Origin of the sequence: Maribacter luteocoastalis, assembly GCF_048890225.1 — a bacterium.
In the GTDB taxonomy this organism is placed as follows: Bacteria; Bacteroidota; Bacteroidia; order Flavobacteriales; family Flavobacteriaceae; genus Maribacter; species Maribacter luteocoastalis.
This window is the reverse complement of record NZ_JBMFZG010000005.1, coordinates 212,991-239,162: the sequence shown is the minus strand read 5'-3', so window position 1 is coordinate 239,162 and position 26,172 is coordinate 212,991. Positions and strand designations below refer to the sequence as shown.

The 26,172-nt window shown below is 38.2% G+C and carries 24 protein-coding genes and 1 riboswitch; of the genes, 13 read left to right on the top strand and 11 right to left on the bottom strand.

The features are described from left to right. Positions 1-140 precede the first annotated feature (140 nt). Entirely contained in the window at positions 141-1,043 is a 903-nt protein-coding gene (locus ACOCEA_RS11775) for a helix-turn-helix domain-containing protein (protein WP_420756445.1), read from the top strand. A 20-nt stretch (positions 1,044-1,063) separates the two neighbouring features. On the opposite strand, the gene ACOCEA_RS11770 is transcribed toward ACOCEA_RS11775, so the two are convergent. Both ACOCEA_RS11770 and ACOCEA_RS11765 read right to left on the bottom strand, forming a co-directional pair. Continuing rightward, positions 1,064-2,464 carry a Gfo/Idh/MocA family protein gene (locus ACOCEA_RS11770; protein ID WP_420756444.1) on the bottom strand — a complete coding sequence of 467 codons (1,401 nt, stop codon included), beginning with the start codon at positions 2,462-2,464 and terminating at the stop codon, positions 1,064-1,066. Between the two features lie 15 nt (positions 2,465-2,479). Next, entirely contained in the window at positions 2,480-3,841 is a 1,362-nt protein-coding gene (locus ACOCEA_RS11765; protein WP_420756443.1) for a TolB family protein, read from the bottom strand. 169 nt (positions 3,842-4,010) lie between these two features. Between ACOCEA_RS11765 and ACOCEA_RS11760 the strand changes: the two genes are divergently transcribed. Further along, complete coding sequence (locus ACOCEA_RS11760; RefSeq protein WP_420756442.1) at positions 4,011-4,736, top strand: NUDIX hydrolase; 726 nt, start codon at positions 4,011-4,013, stop codon at positions 4,734-4,736. A 1-nt stretch (position 4,737) separates the two neighbouring features. Here ACOCEA_RS11760 and ACOCEA_RS11755 read toward each other — a convergent pair whose 3' ends face one another. From ACOCEA_RS11755 to ACOCEA_RS11715, 9 genes are all read right to left on the bottom strand, one after another. Beyond that, positions 4,738-5,562, bottom strand: coding sequence for an alpha/beta fold hydrolase (locus ACOCEA_RS11755; protein ID WP_420756441.1), 825 nt, complete (start codon positions 5,560-5,562; stop codon positions 4,738-4,740). 125 nt (positions 5,563-5,687) lie between these two features. Further along, the gene (locus ACOCEA_RS11750) at positions 5,688-6,449 is read right to left on the bottom strand and encodes an alpha/beta fold hydrolase (RefSeq protein ID WP_420756440.1); all 762 of its coding nucleotides are present in this window, start codon (positions 6,447-6,449) and stop codon (positions 5,688-5,690) included. A gap of 11 nt (positions 6,450-6,460) precedes the next feature. Next, entirely contained in the window at positions 6,461-6,988 is a 528-nt protein-coding gene (locus ACOCEA_RS11745) for a DinB family protein (RefSeq protein WP_420756439.1), read from the bottom strand. A 27-nt stretch (positions 6,989-7,015) separates the two neighbouring features. Beyond that, the gene (locus tag ACOCEA_RS11740) at positions 7,016-7,759 is read right to left on the bottom strand and encodes a hypothetical protein (RefSeq protein ID WP_420756438.1); all 744 of its coding nucleotides are present in this window, start codon (positions 7,757-7,759) and stop codon (positions 7,016-7,018) included. 89 nt (positions 7,760-7,848) lie between these two features. Further along, a complete protein-coding gene (locus ACOCEA_RS11735; protein ID WP_420756437.1) occupies positions 7,849-8,442 on the bottom strand; it encodes a Crp/Fnr family transcriptional regulator in 594 nt (197 codons plus the stop codon). A 287-nt stretch (positions 8,443-8,729) separates the two neighbouring features. Continuing rightward, positions 8,730-9,491 carry a LytR/AlgR family response regulator transcription factor gene (locus tag ACOCEA_RS11730; protein WP_420756436.1) on the bottom strand — a complete coding sequence of 254 codons (762 nt, stop codon included), beginning with the start codon at positions 9,489-9,491 and terminating at the stop codon, positions 8,730-8,732. A gap of 5 nt (positions 9,492-9,496) precedes the next feature. After that, positions 9,497-10,528 carry a sensor histidine kinase gene (locus ACOCEA_RS11725; protein ID WP_420756435.1) on the bottom strand — a complete coding sequence of 344 codons (1,032 nt, stop codon included), beginning with the start codon at positions 10,526-10,528 and terminating at the stop codon, positions 9,497-9,499. Between the two features lie 140 nt (positions 10,529-10,668). Continuing rightward, positions 10,669-11,187 carry a hypothetical protein gene (locus ACOCEA_RS11720; protein ID WP_420756434.1) on the bottom strand — a complete coding sequence of 173 codons (519 nt, stop codon included), beginning with the start codon at positions 11,185-11,187 and terminating at the stop codon, positions 10,669-10,671. 290 nt (positions 11,188-11,477) lie between these two features. Further along, on the bottom strand, positions 11,478-13,241 hold the full coding sequence (locus tag ACOCEA_RS11715) for a glycoside hydrolase family 13 protein (RefSeq protein WP_420756433.1): 1,764 nt from the start codon (positions 13,239-13,241) through the stop codon (positions 11,478-11,480). A 172-nt stretch (positions 13,242-13,413) separates the two neighbouring features. Here ACOCEA_RS11715 and ACOCEA_RS11710 point away from each other — a divergent pair, with 172 nt between their 5' ends. The 11 genes from ACOCEA_RS11710 (at position 13,414) to metH (ending at position 25,932) form a co-directional block, all read left to right on the top strand. After that, positions 13,414-13,827: an RrF2 family transcriptional regulator gene (locus tag ACOCEA_RS11710; protein WP_420756432.1), complete on the top strand. Its 414-nt coding sequence runs from the start codon at positions 13,414-13,416 to the stop codon at positions 13,825-13,827. Positions 13,828-14,004: 177 nt separating this feature from the next. Continuing rightward, positions 14,005-14,268 carry a DUF2061 domain-containing protein gene (locus ACOCEA_RS11705; RefSeq protein WP_420756431.1) on the top strand — a complete coding sequence of 88 codons (264 nt, stop codon included), beginning with the start codon at positions 14,005-14,007 and terminating at the stop codon, positions 14,266-14,268. Between the two features lie 109 nt (positions 14,269-14,377). After that, on the top strand, positions 14,378-15,001 hold the full coding sequence (locus tag ACOCEA_RS11700; protein ID WP_420756430.1) for a phosphoadenosine phosphosulfate reductase domain-containing protein: 624 nt from the start codon (positions 14,378-14,380) through the stop codon (positions 14,999-15,001). Positions 15,002-15,011: 10 nt separating this feature from the next. Continuing rightward, complete coding sequence (gene cysD / locus ACOCEA_RS11695; RefSeq protein WP_420756429.1) at positions 15,012-15,914, top strand: sulfate adenylyltransferase subunit CysD; 903 nt, start codon at positions 15,012-15,014, stop codon at positions 15,912-15,914. 102 nt (positions 15,915-16,016) lie between these two features. After that, a complete protein-coding gene (locus ACOCEA_RS11690) occupies positions 16,017-17,264 on the top strand; it encodes a sulfate adenylyltransferase subunit 1 (protein ID WP_420756428.1) in 1,248 nt (415 codons plus the stop codon). 123 nt (positions 17,265-17,387) lie between these two features. Continuing rightward, on the top strand, positions 17,388-19,478 hold the full coding sequence (locus ACOCEA_RS11685) for a HEPN domain-containing protein (RefSeq protein WP_420756427.1): 2,091 nt from the start codon (positions 17,388-17,390) through the stop codon (positions 19,476-19,478). Between the two features lie 5 nt (positions 19,479-19,483). Continuing rightward, positions 19,484-20,302: a uroporphyrinogen-III C-methyltransferase gene (cobA, locus tag ACOCEA_RS11680; protein WP_420756426.1), complete on the top strand. Its 819-nt coding sequence runs from the start codon at positions 19,484-19,486 to the stop codon at positions 20,300-20,302. Further along, entirely contained in the window at positions 20,299-21,360 is a 1,062-nt protein-coding gene (locus tag ACOCEA_RS11675; RefSeq protein ID WP_420756425.1) for an NAD(P)/FAD-dependent oxidoreductase, read from the top strand. The genes cobA and ACOCEA_RS11675 overlap by 4 nt, the downstream gene beginning before the upstream one ends. A gap of 151 nt (positions 21,361-21,511) precedes the next feature. After that, positions 21,512-21,653: riboswitch (SAM riboswitch) on the top strand. A gap of 170 nt (positions 21,654-21,823) precedes the next feature. Then, positions 21,824-22,825: a homocysteine S-methyltransferase family protein gene (locus ACOCEA_RS11670; RefSeq protein WP_420756424.1), complete on the top strand. Its 1,002-nt coding sequence runs from the start codon at positions 21,824-21,826 to the stop codon at positions 22,823-22,825. A gap of 24 nt (positions 22,826-22,849) precedes the next feature. Further along, positions 22,850-23,206 (top strand): four helix bundle protein, encoded by a 357-nt coding sequence (locus ACOCEA_RS11665; RefSeq protein ID WP_420756423.1) that lies wholly within the window; start codon positions 22,850-22,852, stop codon positions 23,204-23,206. After that, on the top strand, positions 23,206-25,932 hold the full coding sequence (metH, locus tag ACOCEA_RS11660; protein ID WP_420756422.1) for a methionine synthase: 2,727 nt from the start codon (positions 23,206-23,208) through the stop codon (positions 25,930-25,932). The genes ACOCEA_RS11665 and metH overlap by 1 nt, the downstream gene beginning before the upstream one ends. The last annotated feature ends 240 nt before the right edge of the window (positions 25,933-26,172 follow it).

Here is a 26,172-nt window from a genome sequence, read left to right as displayed (position 1 = left end):
ATTTTTTTACAAAAGTATTGGGTTTATAGTGAAAAGTAGTACCAAGATTACAGATTTATATACCATTATTACTGATTTGAAATTATTTATTTTACGGTCTGGTATTCAATGCCTTATCTTTAAAATGAAATTCAAACAGTATGAAAAATAGATACCATATAAAAACGGTGGCAGATTATTTTAAGTGGCGTGGCGCTAAAGCGTCACATCCATTAGTAAGTATGTTGGACTATGCACGTAGCGATTCATATCCTGACTATTCCTATGATGAATTACAGTTTGACTGTTATGCTGTTTTCTTAAAGGATGCTAAAAACTGCAAGTTACGATATGGTGGAGGGGAATACGACTTTGATGAAGGTTCTATGGTTTTTATGGGTCCGGGACAGCAAGTTGGTCTGAGTTATGATCCGGATTATGAGCCAAAAGGCTATGCGTTGATTTTTCACCCAGATTTATTGTTGGGTAGCGAGTTGGGTAGAAAAATGGATCATTACAATTTTTTTTCGTATTCGGTAAAGGAAGCCCTTCACCTGTCTGACAGGGAACGTGAACTTATATTGAGTGTATTGGATAAAATTCAATATGAATTGGAACAGAATTTAGATAAACACAGCAAAAAGCTCATTGTAAGCAACATTGAACTCTTACTAGATTACTGCCTAAGGTTTTACGACCGTCAATTTTTGACAAGGGAAATTCCGCACCAAGGTTCCCTGGAACGTTTTGATCGGTTGCTGAATGACTATTTTTCTTCGGACAAACCTCAAAAACAGGGGTTGCCTACGGTAGGGTATTTTGCTGAAGAGTTGTATTTATCGCCTAATTACTTTGGTGATCTGGTTAAAAAAGAAACGGGGCATTCCGCTCAAGAATACATTCAGACCAAACTTATTGAGATCGCCAAACAAAAGGTTTTCGATCCCAATAAATCAGTCAGTGAAATTGCCTATGAACTGGGTTTTAAATACCCGCAGCATTTTAGTAGATTGTTTAAACAACAAGTGGGACATTCACCCAAAGAATTTAGGATGTTGAATTGAACAGGGTCTACAATGTAATTTTAAATTAGTTTCATTTCTTTTGGATTCCAATGCATTATTTTTTTATTGAAATAACTCTCGTTACAGGCTAGGGCGGGTGCTGCGGCCCTAAATCCGAATTCTGCATCTTCCACTACTTTTTTGCCAGTTCTTATGGCATCAAAGAAATTGGTGAAATGATCTAAGTGGTCGCTGTAACCCTCGGGAGCTTTATAGATGATGTCACCTTTAGGATTACGTCTCTTTTGCTCGTCTGTCCACTTGGCATCATATTCTTTTTGAAGCTTATCTTGCATATCCTTTGAAAATGTGAATACCGAATCATATCCTCCAAATCCCGGAGCCTCTGACATTTTACTATGTTTTAGGGTTATATCGCTTCCATGGACTTCGATGACGCCCTCTGAACCTACTAATTGAATGATTTCACTTCCCCCAGTACCACTTATAAAGTTCACATGCAGGTTTAGTTGAAATGAGGGATGCTCATCACTGTCCGGGTACTGCATTACCCCGGACATCACATCGGGCATATTTCTGCCATCCTTCCAGTAACTGAATTGCCCTGTACTGTATATGCTGTTAGGGCCTTGGGAATTGGTGATGAAGTGTGTACCGCTTAATAGATGAATGTAAAGGTCGCCCGCAACACCGGTTCCAAACTCCCTAAACGCTCGCCACCAAAAGAACTTCTTGGCATCGAACTCTGTTTTTTCCGTAATTTCTATAAACTGTTCCCAATTGGTTGTTTCCGGGCTGGCATCAGCAGGAATGGTATATTCCCAAGCTCCTATGGAACTTTGCCTATCCCAAGAAGCGTTGACCATGTTTAGATTTCCTATGGCGCCATCTGCCAAAAGCTCTTTTGCTTTGGCATAGCCCACACTACTTACCCGCTGACTTCCTATTTGTAGGACTTTGTCCGTTTTTGCAGCGGCTTTCATCACATCGTAACCCTCATCTATTTTATATACCATGGGCTTTTCCAAATACACATGTTTACCTTTTGCCAGAGCGTCCAAAGCTATTCGGGCGTGCCAGATATCGATGGTGCAAATAAGAACGGCATCTATATCCTCTCTGTCTAGGATATCCTTGTAATTTTTGGTGGTAAACAGTTCTTTTCCAAACTGCTCCTTCGCGTTTGCTAACCTACCGGAGTATAAATCACAAATACCGACAAGCTCCACCCCGGGAACCCTTAATGCGGTGTTGAGGTCAAAATGACCCTGAACACCATAACCGATAACCCCAATCCTAATAGTGTCATTGGAACCGATTTTTTTGCTGTAACGCATCAATCGTACCTCGGCCTGTTCCTTATGGGCCAAGGAGGATAGTGGAAATGCGGTGGATGCTAATGCGGTAGCACCTATTTGTTGAAGGAATCGCCTCCTTGCTTTTTGATCATTATTTTTCATTGTTATGTGGTTTGTTTAATTTAAAGAATAACTAACAAAAGCGACCTTTTTACTGTCTGGGCTCCATGAAGGCACGTTTATGGTTCCCTGTCCGCCAAAAAACTCGGGAGTAAGATCCGTGATTTCCTTGGTTTCCAGATTCATGAGACGCAACTTTACTTGTTTACCGAAAAGGTGCGCCTCTTTTTGGTCTGACATATAGGCTATGTATACTATCCATTTTCCGTCCGGTGAAGGATGGGGAAACCAGTTAGAATTTTCGTCGAAGGTAAGTTGTTCCGGTTTAGAACCGTTGGCACGCATGCGCCAAATTTGCATATGCCCGGTTCTATAACTGTTCAAATAAATATATTTTCCGTCGGGTGAGTAATCGGGGCCATCATCAAGGCCTTTGGTTCTTGTTAGCCTCTTTTCCTTGCCTCCACGTATATCCATGGTATAAATATCAAAATTCCCGTTCCGTTCGCCAGTGTAGGCAACGGTCTTACTATCCGGAGTCCATCCGTGTAAAAAGGACATGACCTCGGTGGTCACTTGAATAGGTTCCCCACCTTCTATGGGGAGGTAATACACTTTTGATTTATAGGCTTTTGGCGAAGGGTCGGCATCATCAACATGGCTAATGCCCAGCCATTTTAAATCGGGAGAAATCACATGGTCATTGTTATTTCTGTCGGCAAACCCGGTATTTAGTATTTTTAGTTCCTTTGTTGTCAGGTCCAAGGTGTGTAATTTGCCCTTACTGTTAAGAATTAGATAACCATCTGGATGCCAGTTAGGAGCCTCAAAATGTTCTTTTGTCACAAGGGGAGTCTCAATTAAACCTGTATTTATATCTACGGTATGCACATAACTAGTGGTGTCTATTTTGGCCCCTTCCTTTTTTGCATCGAAGAACAAACCTGTTTGGCCCACAAGTTTCCAATTACCACTTATTTTTTCAAGCATTCGCATTTCATAGGAATGGGTTTCCTTGCCAAACTTATCAATGGACACTTCATCATGGCTTACCCAGCCATTAGTGTCATAAAGTGCCATTTTATGATTGGTGTGTACGGCAAAACCACCACCTCCGATCATATCGTCGGACGGATTTATAATTGCCGATACAGGTATGTCTAACATATTGCCGTCTTTCGTGGCGATCAAAATTTTACTGTATGGGCGTTCTTGCCAACACGCTGCATGACCTTCCCGGTCACCCAAACGCCAGGTAAGTCCTTCTTTTTGTAGTAGTTGTATCACTGCTAAAGAGTCATTAGAGCTTTGTGCGTTGAACTTTAGGGGAAGCAGTATAAGTAAAATCCCGATACATTTTATAGGACGGTACAATAATAGCGACCGAATCCTAATAAACAAATGATATAGTCTTTTCATTTTATTAAGTTTAAGTATTGTTGTCTTTTATTGAAAACGAATATAGTTTTTATTTTCTAAAAAAAAGAAAATAAAATTGTTTTTATCTGAGATTTGTTTGAAATATTTTGTGTGAAGCGATTAATAACGTGATATTGCAACTATAAAAAACTGTATTGGTATTTGTAAAATGAATGAATTAAGCCCAGAACGTTATTTGCCCAACTTATCTATTGACTGTGTTGTTTTTGGTTACAAAAACAAAGCGTTACATGTCTTGGTAGCCCATTTGAATTACGGAAATGACCTTTGGGCCTTGCCTGGGGGATATGTAGAAAAAACCGAGAGTACGGACCATGCGGCGGCTCGGGTCTTACAACTGCATACGAAACTAAGCGATGTTTATTTGGAGCAGTTTAGGGTTTTTGGTAATGAGAACCGTATTGTAGCCAGTGCCCATAAAAATGAAATACGTCAAGCTTTAACGACCTACAAAAACGGACCGGTTGATGATGCTACTTTAGATTGGATGACCAGTCGTTTTGTGTGTATTGGTTATTATGCTTTGGTGGATATTGATAAGGTAAATCCCAAACCGGGTGAATTTGAATCGGAATTGGTTTGGAAAAGTTTGGAAGATTTGCCCCAAATGACCCACGACCATAATGAAATAGTGTCATATGCTTTAAAGGCTTTACGTCAAAATTTGGATGAAAAGTTAATCGGGTTTAAGCTGTTGCCGGAAACCTTTACCATGAAAGAGGTTAAACAACTATACGAAACGGTGTATAACAAGACGTTTCCTATGAACAATTTTCAGAAAAAAATACTGGAATTGGATGTGTTGGAACGTTTAGGCAAGAAATTCACAGGGGCCCAAAATAGGGCCCCTTATATGTATCGGTTTAAAGTCTAAACTACTTTTCGTTTAAAAACGGTTTTACACTAGCCCAAACCGCATCAAAATTCTCCATAAAGGTTACATGGCCTGTGTTAGGAATTATGGCCAATTGGCTATCCGGGATCATTTGATAGGTTGCAATTACCGTGGCCAAGGGGGCATTACGGTCCAATTCCCCTGACAGAACCAATGTTGGGCATTTTATGCTATTGAAAAGTTTCTTACTAGCCACCATGTTATTGTAAAAATGCTGCATATCTTTCCAAAATTGCTCCAAACGTTCAGGTTCTGGCATTAATTTTTTCTTCTTTGTCCAGATCTCATTATTGGGGTCGAAAATTGGACCGTTAAAATTCACGGTGCGCAATCCTGGTATTTGTTCACCCGCACCAATAGCAATTAATTTCTTTACCCTATTGGGAAACAAGCTTGCCACCTTATAGGCCGTGTAAGCACCATCGCTAAACCCTAAAACGGTAACGCTGTCCTGGGTAACGGCATTGATCACATCAATGACATCATTTGCTTTAAGTTCGTATGTGATGGTTTTAGAACCTATTTCAGATTTTCCGTGTCCCCTCGTTGCCATAGCAATGACCTGATAATTCGGTTTTAACTTTTCAATGAAACCTGCCATTTCATCCATATAGCCCAAAATACCCCCATGAAGCAAAATAATGGGTTCTCCTTCCCCATATATTTCATAATACAATTTGGCATCTTCGGTCTGTACATAGTGTCCGGCAGCGGAATTGTCCCCGTAATTTATTTTTTGGGATTGAATCTGCTGAATGCTGATACTAAGACAAAAGAGAATTATGATTCGATGTAATTTTTTCATCTGTTTAATTTTATTGTTTTTCTGGTCAGATGTAATTCGTCAATAATCATCTCGGTGGGTATTAAGATTTTTTATGGCTCATTTCATTATTAATTTTTTAGAGGCATTTGTTGTGTTGTAAATTTTTATTTCCTTTTTAGGGACAAGATAAAATCCGCGGACTTTTGTAAAACTTCCTCTGGAATTTCCTTATGTGGTGTGTGTCCCACATGGGGAGGGAGAAAGCTTTTTGGCTCTCCTGAGGAATGTTTTAGGATAGTATTTACCTGGTTTAAGGTGCCATATTCATCATCCAGACCTTGTATTATTAATGCATCACAAGTTATATTATTTAATTGATCAACCATATTCCAACTTCTAAAGTCATCCGCTAACCAGGTATTGGCCCATGCCCAAAATAGGGCTTCCGTCTTATCTCCATGGTAACGCCTCAATTTTTCCTTTAGATTGGTTTCCGTATATAACTTCACCGCATCCCTAATCCCTTCCAAGGTAATTTCTTCCACAAAAACGTGAGAGCCCTCCGTAATGATGCCGGATACCTCATTCGGATAAAGGGCAGCAAAAAGTAGGGCAATTGACCCTCCATCGCTATGACCAAATAAAATTGGCTTATCAATATGCCATTTTTTCAAAAGTGTTTTCAAGAACATGGCTTCCTTCAAAAGATAGTCTTTGGTACGTGCTTTTTTCAAAAAAGGGTTGGATTGTCCATAACCCAAACGGTCATACACTAGTACGTTACATTGGGTTTGATTACCTAATCTTTTTGGAAAATCCCGCCAAAGTTCTACACAACCCAGTGAGTCGTGCAGAAATACTATGGTCGGGGCATCTTTTACAATCTCTTTGGAAATGCAATGTATAGCGTTGTGCCTTGTTGTCAATTTAAATAGCTTTAGAACAATTTTTCATTGGGAGGGGTAACGCCCGCAAGTCTAATATATATCGTGGTTTGTCCTCGGTGATGGGTTTGATGTTCAAAAAGCTTGTTCAAGGCCTGTCCTTTGGTCATTTCAAACCTGCCAAAAAGCTTTACGGGTTGGGACAGATCCCCATCCTGTAAACCTTTAAGTTCGGCAAGGACAAAATCATACCCTGCGGTTACCAACTTGGTGACATTTTCTTTGGAAGTATCCGTGCTTTTTTCAGATTCTCCCATTCCAACAGGGCTTTCAATACCCGTAGCTGCGGCGGTAAAGCCATAATTGGCATCAGTAAGGTGTAGCATTTGTTGTGCAAAAGAGCGTATTTCTGGTGTTGCCTTAAAATCATATTTGTCTGCTGGCATGACCTCCAAATATTCTAATGTATAGGCTTTGGCCCTTTCCCATTCTGTAATTATTTCTGTAACAGATTGTGCATTTGCTTGTGTCATACTTAAGAAAAGTACGGATAATAGGCCTAGTTTTTTAATAGTATTCATAGTTTTAAATTTTAAATGGTTTAACGATTAAATATCATCCACCTTAGTGGTATTATTTTTATTTGGGTCATATGCCCTTTTGGTCACTTTTAAATCCTTAAAGAAACCAATGGTACCTATATCCACATAAAGGCCAAGGCCTCCAATTTTGTTTGCACCCAACATATTATCAACTACAAAGGTGGAGTATTTCAAATCGTTGATGAACATTTCAGCAAAATCTCCATTGATTTCAATGCGCATTTTTATCCATTCATTTAAGGCTACGGGAGCTGAACCTTCATATTTGCCAGGATCCGATTTTCGTAACATATCAAATTTGGCATGGGGATATGAAATATATTGTACGGCATGATTTCTATATTGTTGGTTATTTACCCTGCCCACTTTGGGTCTAACATAAATTTCTTCAAATGCTGAGTCGTCTGGTTTTATCCTGAAGTAAACACCGATGAATCCTGCAATTCCAGGGTAGGGTGCGGGGTCCTGTAACTGGCTGTACATTTTAACTTCTATAGTGCCGTTTTTAAAGTCTTCCAGACCAACGAGCCGAGCATAATGGGGCTCATCTACAGTGGCTTCTATATTATTTTCATCAAAAGGAAGGGCCTCCAAATCACGTTCAATTTTCAGAACTTTCTTTCCTTGAAACTTGATGATGGAACCTGTTACGTTGTGCAGTTCAAAGATCTGTTTTTTTAATTTGAGCTTTTGTGCATACGTTATAGACGTACAGAAAAACAAGAAACTTAAAATAAGGTATTTTTTCATGTCTGAGCTGTTTTATTTTTAAGAGCACAAAGGTGGGGACAACAAAAAAGATGTACCCTTAAACTAGTTTAAGAAATAGGACCAATACCTTATTTGGTGGATTTGCCTTGAACCAATTCCTTACGTATGATGCTTAAAAATTCTGGTGTGATGCCTAAATAGGAAGCCACCTGCGTATTTGGAAGACGGTTGGCTAAATGTGGATATTGTTCCAAAAAAGCGAGATAACGTTGCTGTGCGGTGGAACTTATAGTGTGAAAGACCCTGTTCTGTAATTCTACATATTTTTCTTCGGTAATAACTTTAAATATGCGGTCTAGTTTAGGGATATTGAGATATAGATGATAAAGATCTTCTTGGTTGATTTGAATTATTTCAGAGCCCTCTATCGCCTGTATATTGGATAGCCCTGGACGTGTAGCATGAAAACTGGTGATATCGGAAATCCACTCGTTCTCCCCGGCAAAGAGGATGTTATGCTCTTTACCCTCATCGTCCAAGACATATAAACGTAATATTCCCTTAAGCACAAAAGTATAGTGGCGACAAACCTCCCCAGAAACCATGATATGTTCCCTACGTTTTAGGTTTCTATAGGAAATCCGGCTTTCTATCAAGTCCACCTCTTCCTTTTCAAAGGGGAGGTAGGTTTCAAAGTGCGCTATGAGTGGCTCAGCTAACAATATTAGTTTTGTTTTGGATAAAAAATCAACTTTAGAGTTCCTTAATAACTTTTGCGGGACCACCTGCCAGCATCGTGTTTTTTGGTATATCATTGATTACCTAATCTCCCGCGGTATTTACTGAATTTTTGCCAATGGCTACCCTAGGAAGGATAGTGGAAGCATCCCAATCCAGACCTTCTTTTTGATGGTTCAAAAATATCCATTTTTTTATCGTCCATATTATAATTAAGTCTGTCTAATTTTCCTTTTGGGTATTCCCGGGTTTACTTTTCTGAAATATTTATTTAAGAATCCATCCACTTTTTAAAATCAGGTGCTTTTGCCTTGCTTATGATTATGCGTTCTTCAAAAGGAGGGCTTACATTTACGATCAGCTTGCCACCGAAATATTGTTTGATATTGGTAACTGCGTTCTTGCATAGGATGAATTGGCGGTTAACACGACAAAAAACTGTGGGGTCCAACTCATTTTCGAGGTCTTCCAATTTTTTATCTATGGTATAGCTACGGTTATCTTGGGTCTTGGCTTTTACAATGCCGGTATCAATATAGCAATAGGCCAACTGTTCTATGCGCAAAGGGATCAGTTCATCTCTATGGCTTACCAAAAATGTGATTTTAAAGGGCTTGTGTTGGTCTTTTATTAAATTCAATAAACTTGTAACTTGTTCGTTTGCAAGAGATTTTCCCTTAGTTTGTGATCTGTACTGTACTAAGCTTGAAGAGAGTTCCTCTTCATCAATAGGCTTTAACAAATAGTCGATACTGTTAACCTTGAAAGCTTTTAGTGCGTATTGGTCATATGCTGTGGTAAAGATAATGGGGGCATCAATTTTGACGGTGTCAAAGATTTCAAATGAAAGTCCATCTGCCAAATGGATATCCAAAAAAACAAGGTCTATGTCTCTTGGCTGGCTAAAGTATTCGACAGATGCCTTAACGGAATCAAGGACATCGACCACCCTTATAGTGTTGTCTATTTTTCCGAGTAGATAGGCAAGGTTTTCGCTTGCCGCAATTTCATCTTCTATTATAATAACCTTCATGATTTTTATAGGAGTGGTACTTTAACACAAAAAGTGTGGTTGTTGTTGGTGATGGCCAGTGTTTGTTTCCCTAACAAATAATAACGTTTTTCAAGGTTCGATAACCCATTGCCCGTGCCTTCGGATAGGGTTGTTCTTGGTTGTATCTTATTTTCTATACAAATCATACCGTCTTTTGAGTAAATTTTGACAAGTAATGGATTGGATTGGGATATTTCGTTATGTTTTACGGCATTTTCTACCAGCACTTGAAGTGCCAAAGGCGGGACTTCTTTCTCCAAATCACCTTCATCAATAGCTATGGAGATAGAAAAGCGATCACGGTATCGGGTCTCAATTAAATAAATGTAACTCTCTAAAAACTTAAGTTCCTCTTTTACAAGAACTAAATCCCTATCGCTGCTTTGTAAAATATAGCGGTACATAAACGAAAGTTTGGTAACAAAGGCCGTGGCTTTTGTATTGTCGCGAATTAATGAGTTTAAAGAGTTTAGGGAATTAAACAGAAAATGCGGGTCTATCTGGTTCTTTAAGGCAGTAAGTTCATTTTGTAGGCTCTGCTGTTTCAACTGTTCATTCTCTATCAGGTTTTCTTTCTGTATAACCTGTAGTCTTAGTACCCTAGCAACAAAAAATAAAATTAGAAAAAGTGTGATATAGTTGAAGAATAAAAATCCACGCTCTTCCCTAGACAAATTATGACCATTTAAAAAAGGATAAATAAATAAAAGTACTTGTAGGAACAAACCCAAAACAACGATACCCAAGCCTATGTTTGCTATTATTCTTATAGCGGGGTTTTTTATAAAAAGGTACACCCAATTCGCACTGATTTGTAGAACAATCCAAGAAAATAAAAAGAAAAATAGGAATTGAAGCAGAAAATCTGACATGGATACATCTGAAAAATCCATTCTTCCTCTGGATATCATATTATAGATAAACAAGGTTTTTGGCAAGGATACCAAAATGGCTACCAATAGTGAGATCTTTGTAAGCTGAGTTTGCTTTACCTGTGAAATGGGATTTGTCTTCATTATTTTATAGTCTAAATATACTGTTTTGCACTTGTATTGTGGTACTCGTTTTTATGTTATTTAGAATCAACGGTGGGGTATTCTAACAAGAAAAGCCTTTAGTTTGTACTAAAGGCAGATTGTTTTTGAATTATGATGGCTTATTTGGCATAGGCATCAAAACCTTCTGGAAGGTATTTAGCAGTGTCAAAACCTAAATCAATTTCTTCTTCCTCTAACAAGTATAATAAGTCGTCTATATCTAAGTCAGCAATTACTTCTTCAAGCTCAATTTCCATACCTACATAGGCGTTGAAACCTTTTGGAAGGTAAACCGAAGTGTCAAAACCAAGGTCAATTTCTTCATCATCGGTAAAATCGATGTCGTCAATAGTAAAATCCATACCTTGGTATGCGTTAAACCCAATGGGTAGATAATCAGCAGTATTGAAACCTAAATCGATTTCTTCCTCGATTTCAATAAATGTAATTTCATCAATGTTCACCGGTTCGGTGTTCAGTGTCAAATACATTTCATTTACAAAGTTATTTTGTAAATCCGCTATAGTGTTCAATTCTTGTTGGTTTTCCTTTGATTTTTCGCATTCGGGTTTACCCGCAAAGGAAAGTAACAAAAGGGACAGTATTCCGATACCTAATAATACACTTGCTTTTTTCATGTTTTTTATTTTTTTAGATTATGATTCGTTTTACAATTATTTCTTGAACAAATGTAGTTGGGAACCCAAGCTAAAATGATTGGATTTTAAGTGAAACGGCCAAAATGGCAAGTGAAACGACTTAAGCTTAATGTGAAGTAATGGGCAAGGTAATTTAATTGCGACCAAACTGTTTTTAGAAGGATCCATAAGATATCCTTTAGCTACATTTGTATTCAGAATACGCGCTGGGTGGACGCTACAAATACCGCTAATTTTGTAAAAGATGCAATTCTGGCCTGTGTACTATTCTAGTCCAAGGCTATTACGATTGCTTGGTACGGGTTTAGCTCCAAGGAACTGCCATTGAGATTAAAATCTTCGTAATTATTGATAATAATTTGGTCTGCATTTAATTTGTCCTCCAAATTAACTAAAGCCTGTTTGTCCGAAAAATTTAGAATGACCATTACTTTATCTGAACCTAATGTTCTTTTAAAGGCATAGACTTGCTCATCCTCTGGAAATAATAGGTCATAGTCCCCATAGACCAATACGGGGTTTTTTTTACGTACTTCGGTCATCTTTTTAAAATGGGATAGCACCGAATTTGGATTTTTCTCTTGTGCTTTAACATTTATTTCCTTGTAATTTGGGTTCACTCTTTTCCATGGTGTGCCCGTTGTGAAGCCAGCATTACTAGTAGTATCCCATTGCATTGGAGTTCTGCCATTCTCACGGGAACTATAGTTTAATAGCTGCATAAATTCATCCAAATCCTGACCTGTTTTTAAGGCAGCTTGGTATTTTCCTTTGGCATCAATATCTACATAATCATCTATGTTGGGCATGTCAATATTGGTCATCCCTAATTCATCCCCATAATATAAATAAGGAGTACCGCGCATACTCATTAAAAAAGTATTCAGCATTTGTGTAGATACCGTCCTAAATTCCTCACTGTCGTTTCCGAAACGAGAAACCATTCTGGCATTGTCATGATTGGAAAGAAAAATGGAAATCCAGCCTTTTTCAGAAAATGCCTGGTCCCATTTTGTGAAAACATCCTTGAATTCTTTTAAGGTATAACCAGCAGGTGTTCTAGATAAGTCTACCGTTTCAAAATGATAAGCCATTTGTAGTTCATTTCGGTCAGCATCAACTAACATATGGGCATCCTCAAAAGTACTTCCCGCACCTTCAGCAACCGCAAAAACATCGTATTTGGTTATAACTTCGTTATACATTTCATTTAGGTACCCATGAAGTTGTGGACGTAAACCATACCATTTAATAAAATCCTTTTCGTGGCCCTCTGGCCATTTTGGAAAAGTGGTGTCCTTGCTTGCAAATTGGAAAGCATCCATACGGAAGCCATCTACACCTTTCTTGGCCCAAAAATGCATAATATCATAAACCTCTTGGCGTACTTTTGGATTTTCCCAATTAAGGTCGGGTTGTGCCTCAGCAAAAGTATGTAGGTAATAACTATTGGTCTGTTCATCGTATTCCCAAGCCCCCTCTGGATCAAAAAGGCTGTGGCGATAGGGTGGCTCCCCTTTTTCTGCCGGCCACCAATGGTAATAGTCGCGATAGGGATTATCACGTGAGCTACGCGATTCCTTAAACCAATGGTGTTCATTGCTACTGTGGTTTACCACTACGTCCAATACGAATTTTATTCCCCTATCATGCATTCCCTTTAACATCACATCAAAATCCTCCATGGTGCCATATCTGGAAAGAATTGCCCTGTAGTCACTTACATCGTAACCGTTATCTACCAAGGGTGACTCAAAAAATGGGTTCATCCATACCATGGTGATACCAAGACTTTCTAAATAATCAAGTTCTTCAATAATACCTTTAAAATCTCCAAAACCATCTCCATCACTATCTTTAAAACTTTGTGGATATAGTTGATATAAAATAGCCTCTTTCCACCATTTTTTATCAATGTCTATTTCATTGTTTATGGGTTCTTTGCTCTGTTTACAGCTTATTGTATACAGAAATAGACAAACTAGGGTAATTAAAAAAGGTTTTGTGGTTATGGTATATTTCGGTCTGGACATGTTGCTAAATTTAACGTAATGTAAAGTTTTATTTTCAGGAATACAATGTATATAATTTGATTTTAAGATAGGGTATGGCAATTGTAATTGGTATGGTATTATCTGCAGTTTTGTTTATGCTTCAGAATGTTGATTTACGTAAATAGCCTAGGTTTTTTGTTATCTTAGCATAATGCTCTCAAAAAAAACAAAATACGGACTAAAAGCACTAGCTTACCTAGGGTTGCAAAAAGATAAAAAACCCGTACAGATTGCAGAGATAGCCGAACAGGAGAATATCTCCCAAAAATTTTTGGAAAGTATTTTGCTGTCACTTCGTAAAACGGGGTTTCTAGGTTCCAAGAAGGGAAAAGGAGGGGGGTATTATTTAATTAAAGATCCTTCAGAAATTTTAATGACCGATGTAATGCGTGTTCTGGAAGGACCAATATCCATGGTCCCCTGTGTTAGCCTAAATTTCTATGAAAAATGTGAAGATTGTCCTGATGAAGCTACCTGTGCGGTTCATAAGTTAATGCTAATGGTTAGGGATGCAAATTTAGCGGTATACAAGAGTAATACCCTTGCGGATATACTTCCAAAATAATACGTTGTGACACTTTCTGTTTATAAAATCCTCAGAAATATGGCTTTAGATTTAATAATCTACTAAATCTATAGGGTAATTATAATTTTTATTTGTTTTTGTAGTAGTATTTAGAAATTATGTATTAGTTTTGAAAACTCTATTAAATTAGTAGGGTAATAAAAATATATAATAAAGATGATTGCAGATCAACTTATTTTAAATAAAAAGAGTGCTAAAACAAGCTACAAGGAAGATAGTACATCTGAAAAACCTATTCGTAGCATAGCAAAGGCATTTAGTTGGAGGGTGATAGGGACTTTGGATACCTTGATTGTATCTTATATCCTAACTGGTAAGATTTCTGTTGCGGCATCCATTGCATCAATAGACTTTGTAACAAAAATGATTCTTTATTTCTTTCATGAAAGATTTTGGAACCTTATTAAATGGGGCAAGTAAATAATTCTTGGTACAAATCCATAGTGCAGAAATAGAAAAGCAATATAAAAATATAGCGTAAAACCCGAAACATTTTAAATATCGGATTATCGATTAAAAAGAAATTAAAATGGCATTTACAGAAGCTGACATAAAGCAATTGAATATCCAGTTTAAGGGTATTCCGCCAGAGGAGATTATCTCTTGGGCCGTAAAACATGGTGTAACACCTGTGGTTACCACTAATTTTAGACCCTATGAAGTTGCAATTCTACATGCGGTGTCACAAGTTGGCAAGGATATACCTGTTATTTGGTGCGATACCGGTTATAACACCCCAAATACTTATAAACATGCAGAGGAACTTATTGAGCGTTTGCAATTGAACGTTAAGCTTTTTGTGCCATTACAAACAACTGCACATAGGGATGCCGTAATGGGTATTCCACAAATTGATGATCCAAGACATGCTGAGTTTACTAAACAAGTGAAACTAGAACCTTTTTCTAGGGCAATGGCAGCGTATAGACCAGATGTTTGGTTTACCAACCTTCGTAAAGGTCAGACCGCTCTTCGTGATAGTTTGGATATTTTGAGTTTAAGTAAGGATGGTGTTTTAAAAGTGAGTCCATTTTATCATTGGAGCGACACTCAATTAGATACCTATTTAAGGAAGTATAATTTGCCTAATGAGCATAAATATTTTGACCCAACAAAAGTATTGGCAAACCGTGAATGTGGGTTGCACACCTAAAAGATAAAAAATGAACAATAGTACAGTACATATAAACGCACTTGAGAACGAGTCAATATATATATTTAGGGAGGTAGCTGCCCAGTTTGAAAGGCCGGTACTTCTTTTCTCTGGTGGAAAAGATTCCATTACCTTGGTGAGGTTGGCACAGAAAGCCTTTTGGCCTGCTAAAATACCTTTTCCCTTAATGCATATAGATACAGGTCATAATTTTCCTGAAACCATAGAATTTAGAGACAGGTTGGTAGCGGAATTAGGATTGGAACTTATTGTACGTAATGTGCAGGATTCTATTGATCAGGGAAAGGTAAAGGAAGAATCAGGCAAGTATTCTAGCCGAAATTCTTTACAGACTACCACACTATTGGATGCCATTGAAGAATTTAAGTTTGATGCTTGTATTGGTGGGGCAAGAAGGGATGAGGAAAAGGCACGTGCCAAAGAACGGATTTTTTCTGTTCGTGATGATTTTGGGCAATGGGACGAAAGAAACCAAAGGCCGGAATTGTTCGATATGTTGAACGGTCAAATTGAATTGGGACAAAACGTTCGTGTTTTTCCAATATCTAACTGGACAGAGCTAGATGTTTGGTCTTACATTCAAAAAGAAGAAATAGAAATACCCTCTATCTATTTTGCACATAAGCGTAAGGTGTTTTTAAGGGATGGTCTAATTTGGTCACATTCCGATTATGTTTTTCAAGAGGATGATGAAGAGGTGTTGGAAAGAATGGTTCGCTTTAGAACGGTTGGCGATATGAGCTGTACCGCGGCTGTTTTCTCTGAGGCTACTGATATTGAATCGGTTGTACGGGAAATTAGGGATTCCACAATTTCTGAAAGAGGGGCGAGGATAGACGATAAACGTTCTGAAGCGGCAATGGAAAAAAGAAAACAACAAGGATATTTTTAAAATTTTCTTTAGAAAATTTTGCTCTTAGCTATCGGCAGTCAGCCTTTAGCAAATCTAATAATAAAAGCCAATTGCGAAAAGCTAACGGCTAATAGCATAAAAATGGAAGTACTAAAAATAGCAACAGCAGGAAGTGTAGACGATGGTAAAAGCACCTTGATAGGTAGGCTTTTATATGATACCAAATCCTTGACAACAGATAAATTGGAGGCCATAGAAAAAACCAGCAAAAAAAATGGGTATGACTATTTGGATTTCTCCTTGGCAACCGATGGTCTAGTGGCAGAACGTGAGCAGGGAATTACTATAGATGTGGCCCATATCTATTTTTCTACAAACAAGAAAAGTTACATTATTGCAGATACTCCCGGTCATGTGGAATATACAAGAAATATGGTTACCGGAGCATCTACCTCCCAGGCCGCAATTATTTTAATAGATGCAAGAAAGGGAGTTATAGAGCAAACCAACAGGCATTTTTTTATCAATAATTTATTGCGTGTCAAGGAAGTTATTGTTGCAGTTAATAAGATGGATTTGGTTGATTTTTCTGAAGAGCGCTATAACGAGATCAAGGCAGATTTTACTGAATTAATGGGTAAGCGTGACTATGAGGATCAGAAGATTACCTTTATACCGGTTAGTGCCTTAAAAGGGGACAACGTTGTAAATGCATCCGAGAATACGCCGTGGTACAACGGGGAAACCTTGTTGGAACATTTGGAAGGTTTGGATTTAGCGGCTGTTTCCAACGTGGGTACACCACGGTTTCCAGTACAATACGTAATTCGTCCAAAAACTGACGAGCACCATGATTTTCGTGGGTTTGCCGGCAAGGTATATGGAGGTGAGTTAAGTGTTGGTGATGAGGTAGTAGCCTTGCCATCACAGACCCGGTCTAAAATCAAGGAAATTTATTTTTACGATAAAAAATACCAAACGGCCTCAAGGCGTTCATCGGTCACCATAACCTTAGAAGATGAAATAAATATCAGTAGGGGTGATATGTTGGTGAAAGCAGGTGATTTGCCTACCATTGAGAAGGAGTTCACTGCAACTGTTTCATGGATGGATGCAGATAATTTGGTTGCGGGTAAAAAGTACGTGGTTCAACATGGCGTAAATAAAGTATTGGCGAAAGTAGATAGGATTCATCACAAAATCAATCCAGATTATTCTGGTATTGAGGCTAACGTACAAAGTTTGGGTATGAATGATATTGCCCAAGTGACCTTTAAACTAAACAAGCCTATTTTTTACGATAAGTTTAAAGAACATAGAACCAATGGTTCTTTCATATTAATAGATACACAATCTAATAATACGGTAGGGGCGGGTTTTATAAGTTAGGTTTAAAATTCTATTGTATAATAGTATAGGTCACCCACAAAATAAACCTATTTAAACTATAGAAAATATAGAGTTAAAATTAATATCGGTAAGTAATACCGTTGTCCATAGTAAAGTATAGATATGCAAAGTTTTAGAACAGAAATAGAAAATCCGATTGTTGAAAAAGATATTCTTGAATTGGAACGTAAGATCCATGAATTTAAGGAAGGCAAGGTAGATGAGGAAAAGTTCAGAAGTCTTCGTTTGGCACGTGGTGTTTATGGCCAACGTCAACAGGGTGTTCAGATGATTCGTATTAAACTTCCTTATGGTAAAATTTCATCTAAACAGTTACATAGAATTTGTGATGTTTCCGATGAATATTCTAGAGGAAGATTGCATATTACTACGCGTCAAGATATCCAGATACATTATGTAGATCTAGACCGTACTCCAGAACTTTGGGCAGAATTGGAAAAGGATGAGGTTACCCTGCGTGAAGCCTGTGGTAATACCGTACGTAACGTCACTGCCAGTGAAACTGCAGGTATTGATAAAAATGAGCCTTTTGATGTTTCACCGTACGCGCAAGCACTTTTTGAATATTTTTTACGTAATCCCATTAGTCAGGAAATGGGAAGGAAATTTAAGGTTTCCTTTTCTTCCAGTGACTCAGATACAGGATTGTCATATATGCATGATCTTGGTTTCATCGCCAAAATTGAAAATGGGGAAAAGGGATTTAAAGTAATGCTAGGAGGAGGTTTGGGGTCACAGCCTAGGCACGCCGATGTGCTTTTTGACTTCCTTGAATCGGATAAGATTATTCCCTTAATGGATGGTGTAGTTCGTGTTTTTGACCGTTATGGCGAACGTAAGAGTAGGGCAAAGGCCAGATTAAAATTCTTATTAAAGGATGTTGGTTTAGAAGGGTTTAAGAAGTTATTGGCCGAAGAGCAAAAGGCAGTACCATATACTTCATATCCAATTGATGCCTTGGCATACCCTAAAATAAAGATCTCGGAAATCAAGGCTCCTGCTACAGCGATTGCGAATTTAGAAGCATTTGAAAAATGGAAGTCGACCAACATAATTCCTCAAAAACAAGATGGCTTTGTAGCTATTGGAATAAAGGTCTTATTGGGTGATTTTTATACCGATAAAGCGAGATTATTGGCAGATTTAGTGGATAAATATGCAGCTTCTGAACTGCGTTTGTCCCTTCGCCAAAATATATTGATCCCTTATGTAAAAGAAGAAGCAGTTCCATTTTTCTATGCAGAATTGGAGAAACTAGGATTTGTAGAAGCAGGATACAATAAGGCATTGGATATTACAGCATGTCCAGGTACGGATACTTGTAATTTAGGTATTTCCAGTAGTACGGGTATTGCGGAGGAACTAGAAAGAGTAATAAAAAGTGAATATCCACAATATATATCCAACTCAGATGTGGTGATTAAAATTAGTGGCTGTATGAACGCTTGTGGTCAGCACAATATGGCCAATATAGGGTTTCAAGGAATGAGCGTCCGTACTAAGGATAAATTGGTGGCACCCGCATTACAGGTACTGTTGGGTGGTGGTAATGATGGTAATGGTAACGGTAGGTTTGCGGATAAAGTGGTAAAAGTGCCCAGTAAAAGGGGGCCAGAGGCATTGCGTTTAATTTTGGATGATTATGACGCCAATGGCAACGGGTTGTCTTATGCGGATTATTATGCAGAGAAAGGTCAAATGTATTTTTATGATTTCTTGACGCCGCTTTCAGATATCACCAACCTTACTGCAGAAGATTTTGTAGATTGGGGAAATACAGAGCGATATGAAAAAGCGATTGGTGTTGGCGAATGTGCAGGTGTTGTTATCGATTTAATTGCAACCTTACTTTTTGAAAGTGAAGAGAAAATACAAAATGCAGAGGAAAATTTAAATGCAGGGAAATGGGCGGCGAGTATTTATCATTCCTATTCATCCATGGTAAATTCTGCCAAAGCACTTCTAACGGCTGAAAAGACAAAGGTCAATACACATAATAGTATCATCAAGGATTTTGATACATTTTTTGTAGCATCCAATAAATTGGAATTGGGTAGAAGTTTTGAGGAATTGGTATTGCAATTAAATAAGAACGAGCCTACTGAGGCATTTGCCAAAACATACCTAGAGGATGCAAAGGGATTTTTGAATACCATTGGGGATTTTAGAAATCAAGAACTGGTAGAAGCATAAGATAAATGAGCACAATAAAACAAAATAATGTGCCTTTTTCACCAATAGCAGGGCGTATTGGAAGACACGGACGACTAACCGTGGTAGGTGCTGGCCCTGGTGATTTAGAATTGATTACACTAAAGGCCATAAGGGCTTTACAAGAAGCCAATGTGGTATTGTATGATGCTTTGGTAGATTCAGAATTATTGGCGTATGCGCCACAGGCAGAACATATTTTTGTTGGTAAGCGCAAAGGGTGCTATTCGTATCAGCAAGAACAAATTAATGAACTTATTGTAAGTAGGGCAAAATTGCATGGCCATGTAGTAAGGTTAAAAGGAGGAGATCCATTTGTTTTTGGTCGTGGAACCGAAGAAATGGAATATGCCGCCCAACATGGATTGGAAGTGGCAATGGTGCCAGGGGTTTCTTCATGTTTGTCCGTGCCTGCATCCCAGAATATTCCTGTAACCAAAAGAGGGTCGGCAGAAAGCTTTTGGGTAATTACTGGCACAACTAAAGAACATAAGCTTTCAAATGATGTTCGTTTGGCCGCACAGAGCAATGCAACCGTTGTTATTTTAATGGGTATGTCCAAGTTACCACAAATAGTTTCTCATTTTACAAATGCCGGTAAGTCAAAAACACCAATTGCCATAATTCAAAATGGAACACGGGCAGATGAAAAGATTGGTTTGGGCACCATTTCATCCATAGAAAAAGAGGTTAAGGAAAAGGGGTTGTCCAATCCCGCTATTATTATCATTGGAGAAGTAGTAAATCATAGGGCAAATATGTTAGAAATAGTAGAAAATCAACTGGAATTAAGTCAAGACGTATGATTAAAACAGATATAATTATAATTGGAGCGGGACCTACAGGTTTATTTACGGTTTTTGAAGCTGGGCTTTTAAAGTTAAAATGTCATTTAATAGATGCTTTGGCACAACCTGGTGGGCAGTGTTCAGAGATATATCCTAAAAAACCTATTTATGATATTCCGGCATTTCCAGAAATTTTAGCTGGCACCTTGGTAGATAACCTTATGGAGCAAATAAAGCCGTTTGAAGCAGGTTTTACTATGGGTGAACGTGCTGAAACATTGGACAAGCAAGAAGATGGTTCTTATATAGTAACCACTAATAAAGGCACACAGCATCAGGCCCCTGTAGTCGTTATCGCTGGTGGATTGGGTTCTTTTGAACCCAGAAAACCACCTATTGAGAATATTGTAGATTTTGAGGATAAAGGTGTTGCCTACATGGTAAAGGACCCTGAAGTTTATCGCAATAAGAAAGTGGTGATATCAGGTGGTGGTGATTCTGCATTGGACTGGGCCATATTTCTGGCAGGTGTTGCCTCAGAGGTTAGTTTGGTGCATAGAAGAAATGAGTTTAGGGGTGCTTTGGATTCTGTGGAAAAAGCCTCAGAGCTTGCTAAATTGGGCAAGATAAAATTGTATACGGAAGCTGAGGTAAAAAAATTGTACGGCGATGATAAATTAGAGGCAGTTGTTATAAAACATAATGATGCAGACAAGGGGGAAACCTATTTAGAGGTCGATAATTTTATACCCTTATTTGGACTTTCCCCAAAATTAGGACCAATAGGTAATTGGGGACTTGAGATAGAAAAGAATGCCATCAAGGTGAACAATGCTAAAGATTACCAAACCAATATTCCCGGTGTTTTTGCTATTGGGGATGTTAATACCTATGAAGGTAAATTAAAGTTGATACTTTCCGGTTTTCATGAAGCTGCAGTTATGTGTCAGTATGCCTATCAAATCATTAATCCCGGGAAACGGTACGTAATGAAATATACTACTGTTGGTGGTGTAGAAGGTTTTGATGGCACCAAAAAAGAAGCTAAAAAAGAAGTGGTGCAGAGTATCTCATAAAATTTTACATTTGAATTAGTCAAAAAAAACCCTTCAGTCATTTAGATTGTGGGGTTTTTTATTCTAGCATCACAATTAAAAAAGGAAGCTAGAATTTGGTTTTCATCGGGCAGTGCTGTTTCTTTGCCCCTAGTTCATACAAACATTGAAATCGTTATCAAGAAAGGCAGAGGGACTAGACCCGGTGAAGCCTTAGCAACCCTTGGATTTCCTAACATTGTTCGGGACCTAAGAAGGTGCTACATTCTACCTGTGCTGTCCCATTTAGGATTAAGTATCTTGGCAGATAACCAAAATGCATAGGAACAATTTACCCTTTTCTTGATATAAATTTTTGCGCGTTACCGTTTTAAAAAAATGGTTGGGCTTTACATTGTACTTTTTATCCAAATGGCTAAAAAGGTAACACCGTTATTTTACCCATAGCGAAGTCGAAGTACCTAACGCAAGTAAGAAAGAAAAAATGACGAATATTAAAGACATATTACAAGAACGAATTCTAGTACTGGATGGCGCCATGGGCACCATGCTACAGCGTTATAAATTTACGGAGGAGGATTTCAGGGGACACCGTTTTAAAGACTGGCCGTCGCCTTTGCAAGGAAATAACGATTTATTGTCCTTAACCCAACCAGAGGCCATAGCAGCAGTTCATCGTAAATATTTTGCTGCAGGAGCTGATATTGTGGAGACCAACACTTTTTCTGGCACTACCATTGCCATGGCGGATTACCATATGGAGGAACTGGTCTATGAGCTTAATTATGAATCTGCCCGTATTGCAAAACAGGTGGCAGATGAATTTACCGCCAAAGAACCAAATAAGCCAAGATTTGTGGCAGGAAGTATAGGGCCAACCAATAAAACGGCGAGCATGTCACCAGATGTAAACGACCCTGGTTATAGGGCCATTTCCTTTGATGAACTTCGCATAGCATATAAGCAACAGGTAGAGGCCTTATTGGATGGCGGGGCGGATTTGTTGCTAGTTGAGACTATTTTTGATACGTTAAATGCAAAGGCGGCTCTTTTCGCTATAGAAGAAGTTAAGGAAGAACGTAATTTAGCCGTTCCAATTATGGTAAGCGGTACGATAACAGATGCTTCTGGGAGAACCTTATCCGGGCAAACCGCAGAGGCATTCCTTATTTCTGTATCACATATCCCAATTTTATCGGTAGGTTTTAATTGTGCCTTAGGTGCAAGTCAGTTAGTTCCCCACTTAGAAGCAATTGCAAATAAGACCGTTTACGCTATATCTGCCCACCCAAATGCGGGGTTGCCCAATGCTTTTGGTGAGTACGATGAATCGCCAAAGCAGATGGCGGCACAGATCAAGGAATATGTTGAAAAAGGTTTAGTTAATATTGTTGGTGGTTGTTGCGGTACAACTCCAGAACATATTACAGCGATTGCTAAGCTGGTTGAACAATACGAACCAAGAAAGTTGAGAGTTTTCGGTTGATGGTTGTCAGTAATTTTTTTTTTGATGGAATATACAGAATTAGAATTATGGAAAGAGTCTAGAGTTTTGGTAAATTTAATTTACCAAGTTTCTAAACTGTTTCCTAAAGAGGAGATATATGGATTAACGAGCCAAATTCGCCGTTGTTCAGTTTCTATTCCTTCCAATATTGCGGAGGGATGTGGAAGAAGAACATCTGCTGATACAATTCACTTTTTACACATCGCTAGAGGTTCTTTATATGAATTGGAAACCCAAATGTTCATAGCATTAGACCAAAACTACTTAGTTAAGGGAAATTTTGATCATATTTTTGGTCAAATTTTGAAGTGTAAAAAGCTCATCAATGGGTTTATTAACTATTATAAAAAGACAAAATAATGTCTGGAATAATTACAAAAGAACCATCAACTTACAACCATCAACCGCCAACCAGATACTTAAGAATATGCGGTCTAGAGCCACTCATTGTTACTCCCGAAAGCAATTTCGTTAATGTTGGTGAGCGTACCAATGTAGCCGGCTCCAGAAAATTTTTAAGGCTTATAAAAGAGGATAAGTTTGAAGAAGCCTTAGATGTTGCCCGTGACCAAGTGGAAGGTGGTGCCCAGATTATTGATATCAATATGGACGACGGACTTATTGATGGGAAGGAAGCAATGGTCAAATATTTGAATTTGGTTATTGCCGAACCAGATATTGCACGTGTCCCCATTATGATAGACAGCTCCAAATGGGAAATTATAGAAGCTGGTCTACAGGTAGTACAAGGAAAATGTGTGGTAAACTCCATCAGTTTAAAAGAAGGTGAAGAACAGTTTATCCATCATGCAAAATTAATAAAGCGTTATGGGGCGGCTGTTATTGTTATGGCTTTTGATGAGGTTGGACAAGCAGATAATTATGAGCGACGAATAGAAATTGCCCAACGTTCCTATAAAATATTAGTGGACATGGTCCACTTTCCTCCTGAGGATATCATTTTTGACCTAAATATATTTCCTGTTGCCACAGGGATGGACGAACACAAATTAAATGCGCTCGATTTTATCAATGCCACAAAATGGGTAAAGGAGAATTTACCGTATTGTAGTGTTAGTGGAGGTGTAAGTAATGTTTCCTTTTCTTTTCGTGGAAATAATCCTGTTCGTGAGGCCATGCACTCCGTATTTTTATATCATGCCATAAAAGCGGGAATGAATATGGGGATAGTTAACCCCACTATGTTAGAGGTATATGATGATATTCCTAAAGATTTGCTCGAGCATGTAGAGGATGTCATGTTAAACCGCAGGGATGATGCTACAGAAAGATTGTTGGAGTTTGCAGAATCGGTCGTAGGTACGGCCAAAGAGAGTAAGGTAGACCTTTCTTGGCGTGAAGAACCTTTACAGGACAGGATCACTAGGGCATTGGTAAAGGGTATTGATCAATATATAGTGGAAGATGTAGAAGAGGCACGTGAGGCATCCAAAAAACCTATTGAAGTTATAGAAGGTCATTTAATGACCGGAATGAACGTAGTTGGAGATTTGTTTGGCAGTGGTAAAATGTTCCTTCCACAAGTAGTTAAATCTGCTCGTGTAATGAAAAAGGCCGTTGCCTATCTATTGCCTTATATAGAAGAGGAAAAATTATTAAATCCACAGGAATCTGATACTGAGGGTGCCGGTAAAATATTAATGGCAACGGTGAAGGGAGATGTGCACGATATTGGAAAGAATATCGTAAGTGTAGTATTGGCATGCAACAACTATGAGATAGTGGATTTGGGGGTAATGGTACCACCAGAAAAAATTCTTGCTGAGGCCATAGCACATAATGTAGATATAATTGGCCTTAGCGGACTTATAACGCCATCTTTGGATGAAATGGTGCATTTGGCAAAGGAAATGGAGCGTAAAAATTTTAAGGTTCCATTGTTGATTGGTGGCGCAACTACAAGTAAGGCACATACCGCAGTTAAAATAGACCCACAATACAGCCAAGCTGTAGTTCATGTTAACGATGCTTCACGGGCGGTGACCGTTGTTGGGGATTTATTACAAAAGGATACTTCTGATAGCTATAAAAAATCAATTAAGGAGGATTATGACGTGTTTCGTGAAAAATTCTTGAAAAGATCTGTAGTTAAGGAATATAAGACGATTGAAAAAGCACGTGAAAACAGGTTCAAGATAGCTTGGGACAAAAGTGAAATCATACAACCAAATCAATTAGGGATCCAAGTTATAGAGGATATAGATTTGGAGGAATTGGTTACGTATATAGATTGGACGCCTTTCTTTAGAAGTTGGGAATTACATGGTAAGTATCCGGATATTTTATCTGATGATGTTGTGGGTGAACAAGCATCGGAATTGTTTGCAGATGCACAGTCTATTTTGCGAAAGGTTATTGAGGAAAAACAACTAAAGGCAAAAGGAATTTTTGGTTTGTTCCCAGCCAATAGTATCAATCAAGATGATATTGAGGTAAATGTAGATGGTAGGCATTTTATATTTAGGACCTTACGACAGCAATTACAAAGAAAAGAAGGTGTGCCAGATTATGCCTTGGCAGATTTCATTGCCCCAAAAGAAAGTGGTAAACAAGATTATATTGGTACGTTCTGTGTGTCCACAGGGTTTGGAACGGCAGAATTGGCAGCTGCCTATGAAAAGAATCTTGATGACTATAGTTCAATTATGATAAAAGCATTGGCAGATCGTTTTGCTGAGGCCTTTGCAGAATATCTGCATAGAGCTGTAAGGACAAAACATTGGGGCTATGCCAAAGATGAAGCTTTAAGTAATGAAGATTTGATTAAGGAATCATACAAAGGTATCAGGCCTGCACCAGGATATCCAGCCTGCCCCGACCATTTAGAAAAATTGACCATTTGGGAACTTTTGGGGGTAGAGGAAAAAATAGGGGTAAAATTGACCGAAAGTTTGGCCATGTGGCCTGCAGCTTCGGTATCAGGTTATTATTTTGGAAATCCAGAAGCACGATATTTTGGATTGGGTAAAATAAAAGAAGATCAGGTGCAAGACTATGCCATTAGGAAAGGAATTTCATTGGATGAGGCTAAAAAATGGCTTGCGCCCAATATAGCTGATGACTAATATAAAAAATAAGTAGGGATTTTTTGGGTGGTCATATAGAAAGTAATGACTCTAATATCCAAAACCAGAAAATAGAAAAGAAAATTATAGTTAATAGCTTCTCAAGAAACCTAGTATCGGTACATCGAGTCAAAGCATTACAAGAGAAATATACTTTACTGTATTAGCTAGATGATAGATAGATATATTGGGATTATGAAGAATCATGCAAGTAGATTGAAGAACAATTGTTGGAAAAAT